This window comes from Pseudomonas sp. Pseusp15, assembly GCF_059492165.1.
The window spans coordinates 3551320-3564204 of the sequence record NZ_CP168523.1 but is presented as its reverse complement, the minus strand read 5'-3'; the positions used below and the strand labels follow the sequence as shown (position 1 = coordinate 3564204).

The window sequence follows — 12885 nt, the reverse complement described above, 5'->3', positions numbered from 1 at the left end:
TCAAAATTTGGGAGTGCATGATGCCGATTTCATCCGACCGTTCAGGTGCGATACCTGCCCTAACCGGACTTAGGTTTGCTGCAGCCTTAATGGTATTTTTTTCACACTATAATATTCCGGGTCTTAACGGATGGGCTTTACGGGTCCAAGGCTCAGGTTATAGCGGTGTGACGTTTTTCTTTGTACTTTCTGGTTTTATTATTGCTTATAACTATCTTGATAGATTTGAATCGGATCCTATAAAAAATACTTACCAATACATTGTGTCCAGGTTTGCCCGGATTTATCCTCTTTATGCGCTCTGCATAATTTATCCCTGGATGAACTCGGGACTAGAAACGCCTTTGCTCCCATATCTTGTCGGGGTGCAAGCCTGGAGTAGTGATGTTTATTTTTCGTTTGGGATCAACGGGCCGGCATGGAGTGTTAGTGTTGAAGTATTCCTCTATCTAACATTTCCATTGCTTATACCGGTGCTGAGTAAGTTAAATGTTATAAAGTCGCGCAACAGGTTATTGATTTTTGCACTGTTTTCTTTTGCTGCTCAACTTTGTCTTGCAGCCTATTTCTCCATGCCGGGGCGAGCGGAGCTGACGTCAATAAACCCTGACTCCGCGCACAGATGGTTATACCGCATGCCGGCTACCAGGATATTTGACTTCTGTTTAGGTATCGCCGCAGCCATCTATTACAAGCGTCATTTTGTGGCGACCAACAAAGTACAACGGACCTGGAGCAGTGCGGTTACGGCGTCATTGTTATTGATACTGGTGCTTATGGGATGGAGCAAGAACTTTTTGTCCGCGTTTAGCTGGGATGCAGCTTATGCGGCGCTGTTCACTATCGTGATCCTGGGAGTTGCGATAGATCAAAAATCTAAAGTGTCGGCGGCGTTTTCTGGCAAAAGAATGATACTGTTGGGGGAGTCATCATTTGCGTTCTATCTAATACATGCCATCTTGCGCCCACTATATACTGCGCATCCTTCGGGATCGCTTATGTATCAAGTACTGCATTTGGCAATTTTTCTGCTGATTGTTACATGTATTTCTATTGGGTTGCATTTGTCTATCGAGAGACCGCTTCAGAAGTCGATCAAGCAATTGTTTAGCAAAAAGAAATCGACCGTAGCAGTAGCGTGACTACTGCGGGATAATTTATGGCGATGCACGCGCATTGAAAGGGAGTTGTTCATGTTCACTAATGAGCGAGCAGCTTCTTACCCCGACATTACCTGGTAAGCATCCTCCAGATTGCCGGCGATATGGCAGGTGAGGGTCGGGGCGTATGGGGCGCTATGCGACGAACCCTTGTGCCTCGCTGATGGCGAGCCAGATGCCGCAGGAGAGTCGCGTTAATACAGCGCGATGCTTCCTGCGCATCACTTACGATGGGCAGGAGGCTGAAGTGTATTGGTCTAGTGCTATTTTTTTATCTCAATCCAGTCAAGTCTTCCCGAAAACCCATAGTAATTGTCATCAACGTCACTAATGAAAGTGACTGTATTCATTCCGTCTCGAAGTTGGCTCTTGACGAGTTCAGCCTGAAAGCTGTTGTCGTCCTTCCATTCAAAGGGGATGTTGATACCATTCACTTCAATTTTCATGCTCTTTTTTATTGTCGGGTTGACGATTACATCGAACATTCCGCGCAGCTGATAACGGTCTGATGAAGGTGAAAACTTAAAATCGAGGAATGCCTGTTTATTTGTTTTCCATGCTGAGGCGTTATGCTGAAATTTGTTAACACTCCATTCAGCTTCGCGCCAACCAGAGCCCGCTATTGGCAGTTCCATACTCCACCAGTTACCAAATCCCCAAAAGTAATGCTCATCGGATTTCTGGTCGGTGAAACCAATCAGGCGATTATGATAGTCAGGTTTGTCGATAAATCCACGATAGATCGCGCCAGTGCGGCTTTGGTCACTGCGTAACATTTTCGCGCGGTTTGTATTGGCCTCGGAGTTTTCATCTGGATTTACAATGATTGTAACGGCTTGAGATTTGGCTAACTTTTTGTCTTCCAAACTTTTGGTGGGTTCGAAACCTGGACCACTTATAGGTGTTGGGTAATGAAAAGTCCATTCATTAGCGGTTTCTTCACAGGTTCCCTTTCGGCCAACACTGTCGGCATGCTGCCACTCATTGCCATTTTCGCGGCATACCTCCATTGAATTAAATGGATGCCCGTAAATATAATTAAGAGTGGCCTGTAAGTTTTCGTTTATAAACATCCAGGTGTTATTGAGCTGGTTTGTTTTGTCGACGATTACTAGTGTTTTGTTGTTGGTTTCACCGTCAAAATTTTCGACGATATTCTTTAGAATATTGCGCTGTCTATCCGATATTTTTACATAGTGGTGGAATTGATATAGTTGGCTTGAGAGGCCGACAAAAACGAATAGGGCTACGCCAAGTGCTGCCAGATTTTTGCTGGCTTTGCCAATGCCAATAAGTATGGCGAGCGTCACAAACACACCGCCTGGTGTCGCGAACAAGAACGTACGTTGGCTTATCGCTTGATGTGATACCGAGAGTAGAAAAGGGGCATACCCTAGCAGTACCAAAGTGACGCCAGCAATTAACAGGCGGATAATGACTGGCGAGTAAATATCGGCTTCTGCGGGCTGGCTTTTTCTGTAATTGGAAAGTAAAAGAAAAGACGCGATAAATAATATAAGCACTATGCTTATGGCATACCAGTAGGAGCTGAACTCCGCGGCAGTTATTCTTGTTGCATCATACCATCCCCCCAGGGTTGTTCTCAGCAAGCCTATCGAGAACAGGTTTGGAAGTGCATGCCTGATCGTGGTAATAATACTGGTGCTGCCAGCGATACCACTCTGATAACTGTTAACGAGTGGTGCCGTATGGATAGCGTAAGCAATGTACGAAAATGCACCCATGAACCAAATCAGATGCTTCCATATGTGTTGGCGTACTTGGAGGATAACTGATTTTAAATCTGATTTTATGAATATTGTTAAAAGTGGTAGTGCAGTCAGTAATAGTGACGCTTCATACATCGCGCAGGAAGCCAGCAATAGTATTGCTGACGCGATACTCAATAAATACGATGTGATTCTCGATGTCGCTTGCAAAGCGGCTATGAATATCGAGGTTCCAAGCAGTACCGAACTAAGCGCCCAGTTTATGTGGAGCGCTCTGAACGATAATTGCATAGTGTCGGCTGGATAAATTATGATCAGCAGGCCTGCGATCACTCCCCATTTTAATGAGCCAGTAATATGGCTTATTATGTAACTCAGGCTTGAGCCTTTTACGCAGAGTGAGAGTGCAAGGAGCACATTCCAATACTTGAAAGAATAGGGGTCTAAATAGTAGGCGATGGCTTGAGGAAGAATCGTTAGTGGGCGTAGCGCATGTGCAGCCAATGGGCTGGTAGTGTCAGTTACAAAGAACAGTCCATGAGTTGTAAACGACCCTAGCAATCCCCACTCTTCTATCAAGCCGATCAGCGAAAATCCGTACGGTACCCACAACGCCAAGACCAAAATAGAAACTGGTAAGATGTGCGCCATCCAAGACTTTATCCCGATACAAGAGCGCGACGGGGAAAACTTTTGGGATAAGGGTTGCTTTGTCAGGTTTGTCATTTGCTTTACTGATCCATTCCTGCCTTGGGCTGATCTGTAGCTTTAAGTATTGTTTTGCTAAGCAAGTAGGTTACAGGCAGAAGCAGTACAATTATCAAAAGCGGTGCTATTTCTTTGGGTATTCCTAGCCTTTCCACCATAAGGCTAAGCATTAAGGCGGATAACATATACTGGAGCAAATACACAATTGGATAGGCCATCAAGCCTTTCCATGATTTTTTCACATTGAAAACAATGTGTGCGTTAAACAGGTACGAGAATAGGATCCCGGTTATGTAAGCGATGACGTAAGATTTTTGATAGCTTATATACATGTTCAGTAGTAAATAGATCCCATAGGTCAGGAGGGTGTTCAAACAACCTCCTGCCAGGAACGATACCCATCGACGTATATTTTCTTTAGAGATGGTGATGCTCACTAGTTTTTTGAGCCCGTTATTTTAACAAAATCAGAATAGTCTCGAATGTAGTCGGCCGAATCGTAGTAGTCTGAAGTGAATACCAGCAGCACTGCATCTTCGGAATATTTGTACTGAATGCCCCAGATCAAAGGTGGCAAATAAATCCCTTTGTTCGGTGCGTCGAGCATTACTTCCGCGCGGTTTTGACCATCATCTACCACGACGGCGCAACTCCCTTTCACGCAGATGAGGAACTGATGGCAGTTGTGATGAGCATGCTCACCACGGGTTTTTTGGTTGGGTACATTGAACACCAGGAAATAGCGCTTCGGAATAAAAGGGATTTCCTTTTCGAATTCGCCTACTGACAAATCGCCCCGCATGTCCGCAACGTATTTGAAGTTGTGTATGGTGACTTCGCCCACACCAACTCTTGCAATTCCTTCTTGCGACTTTGCATTTTCAACGAGTTTCGGTTTTTCGCTGTTGTCGCTTGCCGCTGAATTCTCTACATATCCGGTAATCCGCGCCGGTGACCCTGTCACGATCGCATACGGAGGCACGGATTTGGTGACCACTGCGCCCGCTCCAACCATTGCCCCCATACCGATGGTGACGCCAGGGAGGATGACGGCGCCGCCGCCGATCGAGGCCTTGTCGTGTATCACGGTTGGCAGAAATGCTTCCGGGTAGACCTTGGAGCGTGGAAACTTGTCATTGGTGAAGGTGACGTTTGGGCCAATGAACACATCATTACCAACCCTCAGGCCATCCCAAAGATAAACACCCGACTTGATCGTCGTTCTGTCGCCGATAACAACATCATTTTCAATCAGGCAGTGAGAGCAGATGTTCACATCCGTGCCGATCACCGCTTCAGGAAAAACTACAACATACTGCCAAACACGTGTGTTTTGGCCGATGTTGTTACTTTTGACATCTGCGCTAGGGTGGATCGTCGGGTTAGACATGACGGATTTGCTCTCGGTTGTTCAACTGTATGCTCACGACTGCCAACGGTCGCTGTTTGGTGTTTTCATACGCTCGCCAGGCATAGGTACCTACAAGACCCAGACCCAGAAGATTCAAGGTGCCCAGCAGCAGGACCACGACCATAGTGGCGGCGTAGCCTGGTACTGCAATGGTGCCGTGAATTTTTGCAATGATGACCATCAGGCCTATTGCCGCTGACACTAATGAGCCTATCGCGCCCATTTTGACCAATAAACGAATAGGGTAGTCAGTGAAAGCGAAGACGCTGTCCATCATGTATTCCAGCTTCTTCTTGAACGTCCAGGCCGACTTGCCTTCCTGGCGAACCTGGCGATCGTAGTCGACGAATTTTCTTCTGAAACCGAGCCAGAATATTAATGCGATCAATGACGAGCGAGATTCTTCAAGCTTCAGAAGTTGCTCTTTGAACGCGTTATTGCAGCCAAAGATATCTACGCCACCCTTAGGCATATCGTGGACGACCAGCTTTCTGTAAAGCCCCCAGAACATTGAAGAGGCCATTCGGCTAAAAAGCGGGTCTTTACGGGCGTTACGGGTACCGATGGCAACGTCACACTCATTATTTGAAAGTGAGTGAAAGAAGCTGATCAGCAACTCCGGTGGTTCCTGAAGGTCGGCAGCCATGACACCGAAGTATTTTCCGGTTGCTGCCATGAGGCCCGTTCGAATCGCTGGGAATGAACCGAAATTCCTCGAATGGGCCAATAGCTGCGCTGCAAAAGGCAGGTTTGGCAGTTCTTTTTGAATCAACTCAAACGATGCATCCGGGCTGCCATCGACGACAAAAACCGCCTCTACCTCGTTGTTGAGGCTCTCGTTGATTTCACTGAGTGCCTGAATCAAGCGTGGAATGGATTCTGCGTTTTTGTAAACCGGGATGATGATCGAGTAGGTCATGCCGCCCATCCATTGACGGCTGTGATCACGGCACTGACTTCATGCTCTTCCATTTCTGGGTAGCATGGCAGTGTCAGAATCTCTTTTGCCAAACGCTCGGTGTTGGCCAGGTGGCAGTCAGCGTTCACATTCTTGAATACAGGTTGTTTGTAGTCAGGAATCGGGTAGTGAACCTCAGACGCGATTTCCAGGCTACGCAGATGTTGCTGCAGCGCATCACGTTTCTGGCTCTTGATGACATACAGGTGAGCAACCCAGGCATCACTTGTTCCTTGCGGATGAACAATGTCGGGTTGATTGATTTCGTTGCGATAACGTTCGGCAATCTCATGACGTCGCGCATTGCTCTGATCAAGATGGGGCAGAAATTCGGAGAGAATGGCTGCTTGCATTTCGTCCAGGCGACTGTTTCTGGCTCCATCCAGCTCCACGCAGTACTTGGAGGACCATCCGTATTGACGCAATTGTGCGACTCGTTGCGCAATCTCAGCCGAGTTGGTGACGACTGCGCCACCGTCGCCCAGGGCTCCGAGATTTTTTGTCGGGTAGAAGCTGAAGCTCGAGGCGTCCCCGAACGTACCTACGCGCTTGCCATGCATACTGGCACCGTGTGCTTGTGCGCAATCTTCCAGGAGCACAATGCCTTTGTTTGCACAGAAAACTGCAATCTCCTGGATCTCCGGGATGGCCAGGCCATAAAGATGCGTCACGACGACAGCCTTGGCTCCCGATTCCACGGCGCGTTTCACTTCCGCGAGGGTCACGACCTGGGTTTCGAGATCGACGTCCATGAAGGTGGGTACGGCACCGATGGACAGTACAGAAGTGGTTGTATACATGCCGGCATTGGCAACCGTGGCGACAACGTCACCTTTTTCTACACCCAGAGCCTTGAGGGCCAATTCGATTGCATCGGTGCCATTGGCGACGGTTATGCAGTGGTCGGCGCCCAGGTATTGGGCAAAGGACGCTTCAAAGCGTTTGACCTCGGGCCCCAGCACAACCCATCCGCTGGACACCACGCGTTGGATGGATGCATCGATCTGATCTCGGTATTTGGCGATTTTCGCGCTGAGATTATTGATTTGCTGCATCGATGTGCTCCCTTCGAGGCCTAGCCTGTTGAATTTAGTGTTTATTTTGAATCGCTTGCTGACGCCATTCATCTTGGCGAGGCGCCTCGGGCTCTACTCATAGAGCTTTTGGTCAAAATTGGTGGGATTCTATCTCTCTCGGGTGTTTGCTCCAACCTGTGTGATGGAAATTCACCTTGAATCCGATTGTATTTCCTCATCTACGGACCAGAGGCCAAGCGGTCAGAAGGAGGGCAGGGCTCTAACACGCCAATTCAACGCTCAAAATGAAGCATTTTCGTGGTAGATTGTTCCATTGCTATCAATTTTTTGAATCGGTTTGAAATGTCAAAAAAAATACTCGTGACCGGTGCGACGGGGTTTCTGGGAGGCGCGCTGGTGAGGCGTTTCTGCACTTTGCCGGAAACATCGGTTGTGGCTCCGCTCAGAAATTTGAATAGCAAGTTACCTGACGAAGTAGAAAAAGTTTATATATCGAATATAGATCGAGCCACCAACTGGGCTCAGTCTCTCTCTGGTGTGGATGTGGTTGTGCATTCGGCGGCCCGGGTGCACGTGATGCATGAGGACCCGGAGCAATCACTGGAAAAGTTTCGTGCGATCAATGTAGAAGGGACACTAAATCTGGCGCGCCAGGCCATACAGGCTGGTGTTAAAAGATTTATCTTTATCAGTTCTATCAAGGTTAATGGGGAAAGTACTGCGCCAGGACGTGCGTTCTCGGCAGATGATATTCCATTGCCTTTGGATTCCTATGCGATTTCCAAGTGCGAAGCAGAACAACAACTCATGCAACTGGCCAATGCGGGAGCCATTGAAGTTGTAATTATCCGTCCAGTACTTATTTACGGTGCAGGTGTAGGTGCGAACTTTCAGCAAATGATGCGATGGTTGATCAAAGGCATTCCACTACCATTCGGGGCAGTGAACAATCACCGAAGCCTTGTGTCACTGGAGAATGTCGTTGATCTGATCAATACATGTGTCGATCATCCCCGCGCAGCGAATCAGGTCTTTCTGGCAAGCGATGATAGTGATGTTTCGACGACCCAGCTGATGCGGCGCCTTGTCACCTGTTTGGGGGCGAAAACCTGGCTTGTCCCCATTCCTTCAGGGGCGTTGGTGTTCCTGGCTGGCTTATTGGGACGGCGCGCGGTGGCTCAACGGCTTTTCGGCTCATTGCAGGTTGATATCCAGAAAAACAAGGAGTTGCTGGGCTGGTGTCCACCAGCAAGTCTGGATGATGGATTGAAATTGACGGCACAGCATTTTCTGGAGTCTCGCCAAAAATGAGTTATGCGTGGTTTATTCCGGTGGCTGTCTGTATTTCCTTTTTGCTGACGGCGGCGTTACGCAAGTACGCGATTTCTCGAAGTTTGATGGATGTTCCGAACGCCCGTAGCTCTCACGTTGTTGCAACACCGCGTGGTGGTGGCGTCGCAATTGTCGTCGCTTTCATTGTGTCGTTGATGTTTCTGTACGCCGCAGAACTGATTACACCATCTGCCTTTGTCGCGAGTGCAGGGGCAGGGCTCTCGGTAGCGTTGATTGGCTTTATGGACGACCACGGACATATCGCCGCACGTTGGCGTTTGTTGGGGCATTTTGCAGCGGCAGTCTGGCTGCTGGGCTGGATGGGGGGGCTACCCCCCGTCGAATTGTTTGGCGCCCATGTCGATATGGGCTGGGCAGGTCATGTGCTGGCCGCTTTTTATCTGGTGTGGTTACTCAATCTCTACAATTTCATGGACGGAATCGATGGCATTGCCAGCGTAGAAGCCATTAGTGCCTGCCTGGGGGCCTGTCTGCTGTATTGGTTGGCAGGTCTGGAAAGTCTGATGTGGGGAACATTGTTTCTCGCCGCTTCTGTGGCAGGTTTCCTTTATTGGAATTTCCCACCCGCGAAGATTTTCATGGGCGACGCCGGCAGTGGATTTCTCGGCATTGTGCTGGGTGGGCTGTCTCTGCAGGCAGCATGGGTGAGTGCGCCGATGCTATGGGCCTGGCTCATTTTGCTAGGGGTGTTCATCGTTGATGCAACATTCACCCTGTTTCGCCGCCTGTTAAGAGGAGACAAAGTCTATGAAGCCCACCGCAGCCACGCCTACCAGTTCGCCTCACGTCGTTTTCGCAAGCATTTACCGGTAACCATCGCTGTTGGCGTGATCAATTTGTTCTGGCTGTTGCCGATAGCCTTGTGCGTGACACGTTTTGGTCTGGATGGCGCTTTGGGAGTCATTTTGGCTTATGTGCCATTGATCGCGCTGGCAATGAAATTTCGCGCCGGAAATCTGGAAGATCCAGCGGTATAGAACTAAGCAGTATCTACTCTGTCATTTGAGTCTAGAGTGATCGCGACGCACCTTTGAGGTTTCACCACGGTGAAGGGGCTGCTGAGAGGAGGAAACTAAGGTGTTTGAAGGGTTGATGGATAAAATCAGAGCGTACCTGGTTGGGCTGCCCCGGCGTCGAAAAAGGTTGATACAGGTCGCTACGGACATCCTGCTGGTCTGGATTGCCTTGTGGTTGGCATTTATCGTGCGTCTGGGCCTTGACGATATGTACAACCCCTTGCGGGTCCACTTTTGGCTTTTTGTCTGCGCGCCCGTCATCGCTATTCCCTTGTTCATACGTTTCGGCATGTACCGTGCCGTCATGCGTTATTTCGGTAATGACGCGCTTATCGCCATTATCAAGGCGGTCAGCCTTTCATCGCTTATTCTCGCTGTCGCTGTGTATTGGTACAGCAATCACGAAACAGTAGTACCGCGCTCAATCGTCTTCAACTACTGGTGGCTCAGCCTCGTGATCATAGGCGGCCTGCGCCTGTGTATGCGCCAATATTTCATGGGCGACTGGTTCGCTGGCGCTCACCATGTGCCGTTTACCAATCGCGATAACGGTCTCACCAAAGTCGCGATCTACGGCGCCGGCGTAGCCGGCAATCAGCTTGTTGCCGCACTTCGCATGGGCCGGGTCATGCGTCCCGTGGCGTTCATCGATGATGACCCAAGTATTGCGGATCGATCGATCGCCGGCCTCCAGGTCTACAAACCCAAACACATTCAACAGATGATCGATGAAACAGGAGCACAGGAAATCCTCCTGGCCCTGCCGTCATCCACCCGCGCACGACGCAGGGAAATTCTCAATCTGCTGGAGGCCTACCCCCTCCATGTGCGAAGCGTCCCGAACTTCACCGATCTGGCCAGTGGTCGGGTCAAGGTTGAAGACATTCAGGAAGTGGATATCGCTGACTTGCTGGGCCGTGATGCCGTGCCAGCCCAGGCGGATTTGCTGGAGCGCTGTATCAAAGGCAAGACCGTGATGGTCACAGGGGCCGGCGGCTCGATTGGTTCGGAGCTGTGCCGACAGATTTTCTCGCTTGGCCCGACCACGCTTCTGCTGTTTGAGCACAGTGAGTTCAATCTCTACAGCATCCTGTCGGAATTGGAGCAGCGCGCCAGCCGTGAGTCGGTCCCGGTCAAATTGCTGCCTATCCTTGGTTCCATTCGTCACCCGCACAAACTGCTCGATGTGATGAAGACTTGGGGGGTGGACACCGTCTACCACGCCGCTGCCTACAAGCATGTGCCAATGGTCGAGCACAACATTGCCGAGGGCGTGCTGAATAACGTTATCGGAACCCTGAATACGGCTCAGGCTGCGTTGCAGTCGGGGGTCGCCAACTTCGTGCTGATCTCCACTGACAAGGCCGTACGTCCGACCAACATCATGGGCAGCACCAAGCGTTTGGCGGAGTTGACGCTTCAAGCCCTGAGCCGTGAAATTGCCCCTGTGCTGTTCGGCGATAAAGCCAATGTATCGCGCGTCAACAAGACCCGTTTCACCATGGTGCGCTTCGGTAATGTATTGGGCTCTTCCGGTTCGGTGATCCCGCTGTTCCACAGCCAGATCAAATCCGGCGGCCCGCTGACCGTCACGCACCCGAAAATCACCCGCTACTTCATGACGATCCCCGAAGCCGCGCAATTGGTGATTCAGGCCGGCTCCATGGGGCAGGGCGGCGATGTGTTCGTGCTGGACATGGGCGAACCGGTGAGGATCGTCGAGCTGGCGGAGAAGATGATTCACCTGTCCGGTTTGAGCATTCGCTCCGAGCGAAACCCCCAGGGCGATATTTCAATCGAGTTCACTGGATTGCGTCCGGGAGAGAAACTCTACGAAGAGCTGCTGATCGGCGATAACGTCGCTGCGACGCCACATCCAATGATCATGACCGCCAACGAAGACCATTTGCCCTGGGACGTGCTCAAGGGGCGTTTGAGCGAGTTGCTGCTTGCCGTCGAACAGGATGATTACTCCCGCGTCCGTCAACTTCTACGCGAAACGGTCAGCGGCTACACACCCGACGGCGAGATCGTCGACTGGATTCACCAGCAACGCCGCCTCGAGCCCTGATTGTTTCACATCCTGTAACGGACACACTTTTGACAGCTCCATCACATCGCCTAAGTTTGGGAGGCAGCTTCGGAAAAGCTGCTTCTTCCAATCGATGTCATGGAGCTTCATTTATGCGTACTGGCTATTTCTACTCTCTGGTTTTTGCCCTGCTCACCAGCGCCTCTATTGCGGCCATCGCTGCGCCGACGGCTGCGCCAGAGGCTGCCAAGGCACCGTTGATGCTGGACGCTGCCGCCAAGCCTCAAACCAATAAGGTCGATCTGAATGGGGCCGATGCGCCAACCCTGCAACGGGAGTTGTCCGGGATCGGTGAGGCGAAGGCCAAGGCGATTGTTGCTTATCGTGAGAGTAATGGGCCATTTTCGTCGGTAGACGAACTGCTGGAAGTGAAGGGTATCGGCAAAGCCATTCTGGACAAGAATCGCGACAAGCTGGAAGTGAACTAAGCTTATAAATCCACACCAGGAGGCCGGTCATTGACCGGCCTTTTTTGCTTATTGCTGCAGAGGGCTATCTGGCACCTTTTATCGGGATGCAAAAAATTACGGCTATCATATGGCGATAAAATTATGCCTATAATAAATCCGTCGTTCGCTGAAGCGTTCGTCTTCCCTTAAGCATCCACCCAGGAGCACTGTCATGAATTCTGTCCAGGCCCAAGGTACGGCCCTTGTCACCGGCGCATCTTCTGGCATCGGTGCGGTTTACGCGCAACGGTTGGCAGCGCGTGGTTTTGATTTATTGCTGGTAGCCCGTGATCAGGAACGGCTGGAGGCTGCTGCGAGCAAATTGCGCGCGGAGTATGGTGTTCAGGTGGAGGTGCTCAAGGCGGATCTGACGCAAAAGGACGATGTGCTGAAGCTTGAACAACGGCTGCGCAGCGATTCGAGCATCAGTCTGTTGCTGAACAACGCCGGTATCGCGGCGGATGGTTTGCTCGCCAACGCCGACATGGATCAGATGGAGCGCTTGATTCAGTTGAACGTCACCACGGTGACGCGGTTGGCTTCGGCGGCGGCAGCCGGTTTTACCAAGGCCGGTCGTGGGACGATTATCAATATTGCGTCGGTGGTGGCGTTGTTTCCTGAGCGGTTCAATGCGACGTACAGCGCGAGCAAGGCTTATGTATTGAGCCTGACTCAGTCGTTGAATACTGAGCTGCAAGGGACCGGGGTTCAGGTGCAAGCGGTGTTGCCCGGCGTGACACGCACTGAGATTTTGGAGCGTTCCGGTATTGATGCGTCCCAGATTCCGGAGGACATGATCATGGACGCGGGAGAGATGGTCGACGCGGCGTTGTCGGGTCTGGACCAGGGTGAGTTGATCACCATTCCTTCCTTGCCGAATCTCTCTGAGTGGGAATCCTTTGTGGCGGCGCGTCATGCGATGGCGCCGAATCTGTCCAGAAGCATTGCCGCCGCGCGTTACAAGTGAGGCG

General features: G+C 50.7%; 11 protein-coding genes. 6 read left to right on the top strand and 5 right to left on the bottom strand.

Features of this window, described 5'->3' with window-relative positions:
- The first annotated feature begins 20 nt into the window (after positions 1–20).
- The gene (locus tag ACEN8R_RS16165) at positions 21–1142 is read left to right on the top strand and encodes an acyltransferase family protein (protein ID WP_081626566.1); all 1122 of its coding nucleotides are present in this window, start codon (positions 21–23) and stop codon (positions 1140–1142) included.
- Between the two features lie 281 nt (positions 1143–1423).
- On the opposite strand, the gene ACEN8R_RS16160 is transcribed toward ACEN8R_RS16165, so the two are convergent.
- The 5 genes from ACEN8R_RS16160 to ACEN8R_RS16140 form a co-directional block, all read right to left on the bottom strand.
- Positions 1424–3541, bottom strand: a complete 2118-nt coding sequence (locus tag ACEN8R_RS16160; RefSeq protein ID WP_177325208.1) for a hypothetical protein — start codon at positions 3539–3541, stop codon at positions 1424–1426.
- 80 nt (positions 3542–3621) lie between these two features.
- Complete coding sequence (locus tag ACEN8R_RS16155; RefSeq protein WP_258613315.1) at positions 3622–4035, bottom strand: GtrA family protein; 414 nt, start codon at positions 4033–4035, stop codon at positions 3622–3624.
- The gene (locus tag ACEN8R_RS16150) at positions 4035–4988 is read right to left on the bottom strand and encodes a WxcM-like domain-containing protein (RefSeq protein WP_018929829.1); all 954 of its coding nucleotides are present in this window, start codon (positions 4986–4988) and stop codon (positions 4035–4037) included. Before ACEN8R_RS16150 ends, ACEN8R_RS16155 begins: the two co-directional genes overlap by 1 nt.
- Entirely contained in the window at positions 4981–5928 is a 948-nt protein-coding gene (locus ACEN8R_RS16145) for a glycosyltransferase family 2 protein (protein WP_018929828.1), read from the bottom strand. The genes ACEN8R_RS16150 and ACEN8R_RS16145 overlap by 8 nt, the downstream gene beginning before the upstream one ends.
- Positions 5925–7022, bottom strand: coding sequence for a DegT/DnrJ/EryC1/StrS family aminotransferase (locus tag ACEN8R_RS16140; RefSeq protein ID WP_018929827.1), 1098 nt, complete (start codon positions 7020–7022; stop codon positions 5925–5927). The genes ACEN8R_RS16145 and ACEN8R_RS16140 overlap by 4 nt, the downstream gene beginning before the upstream one ends.
- Positions 7023–7301: 279 nt before the next feature.
- Between ACEN8R_RS16140 and ACEN8R_RS16135 the strand changes: the two genes are divergently transcribed.
- The 5 genes from ACEN8R_RS16135 (at position 7302) to ACEN8R_RS16115 (ending at position 12881) form a co-directional block, all read left to right on the top strand.
- Entirely contained in the window at positions 7302–8315 is a 1014-nt protein-coding gene (locus ACEN8R_RS16135; protein ID WP_018929826.1) for a UDP-glucose 4-epimerase family protein, read from the top strand.
- Positions 8312–9334 (top strand): MraY family glycosyltransferase, encoded by a 1023-nt coding sequence (locus ACEN8R_RS16130; RefSeq protein WP_018929825.1) that lies wholly within the window; start codon positions 8312–8314, stop codon positions 9332–9334. Before ACEN8R_RS16135 ends, ACEN8R_RS16130 begins: the two co-directional genes overlap by 4 nt.
- 115 nt (positions 9335–9449) lie before the next feature.
- Positions 9450–11444 (top strand): polysaccharide biosynthesis protein, encoded by a 1995-nt coding sequence (locus tag ACEN8R_RS16125; RefSeq protein ID WP_032834265.1) that lies wholly within the window; start codon positions 9450–9452, stop codon positions 11442–11444.
- A gap of 113 nt (positions 11445–11557) precedes the next feature.
- The gene (locus tag ACEN8R_RS16120) at positions 11558–11893 is read left to right on the top strand and encodes a ComEA family DNA-binding protein (RefSeq protein WP_018929823.1); all 336 of its coding nucleotides are present in this window, start codon (positions 11558–11560) and stop codon (positions 11891–11893) included.
- Positions 11894–12086: 193 nt separating this feature from the next.
- Entirely contained in the window at positions 12087–12881 is a 795-nt protein-coding gene (locus ACEN8R_RS16115) for an SDR family NAD(P)-dependent oxidoreductase (protein WP_018929822.1), read from the top strand.
- Positions 12882–12885 lie beyond the last annotated feature (4 nt).

Bases quoted from the DNA above. Each gene is read 5' to 3' on its own strand.
- ACEN8R_RS16160 (WP_177325208.1), bottom strand. From the start codon at position 3,541: ATGGCGCACATCTTACCAGTTTCTATTTTGGTCTTGGCGTTGTGGGTA.
- ACEN8R_RS16150 (WP_018929829.1), bottom strand. From the start codon at position 4,988: ATGTCTAACCCGACGATCCACCCTAGCGCAGATGTCAAAAGTAACAAC.
- ACEN8R_RS16125 (WP_032834265.1), top strand. From the start codon at position 9,450: ATGGATAAAATCAGAGCGTACCTGGTTGGGCTGCCCCGGCGTCGAAAA.
- ACEN8R_RS16165 (WP_081626566.1), top strand. From the start codon at position 21: ATGCCGATTTCATCCGACCGTTCAGGTGCGATACCTGCCCTAACCGGA.
- ACEN8R_RS16115 (WP_018929822.1), top strand. From the start codon at position 12,087: ATGAATTCTGTCCAGGCCCAAGGTACGGCCCTTGTCACCGGCGCATCT.
- ACEN8R_RS16120 (WP_018929823.1), top strand. From the start codon at position 11,558: ATGCGTACTGGCTATTTCTACTCTCTGGTTTTTGCCCTGCTCACCAGC.
- ACEN8R_RS16145 (WP_018929828.1), bottom strand. From the start codon at position 5,928: ATGACCTACTCGATCATCATCCCGGTTTACAAAAACGCAGAATCCATT.
- ACEN8R_RS16130 (WP_018929825.1), top strand. From the start codon at position 8,312: ATGAGTTATGCGTGGTTTATTCCGGTGGCTGTCTGTATTTCCTTTTTG.
- ACEN8R_RS16140 (WP_018929827.1), bottom strand. From the start codon at position 7,022: ATGCAGCAAATCAATAATCTCAGCGCGAAAATCGCCAAATACCGAGAT.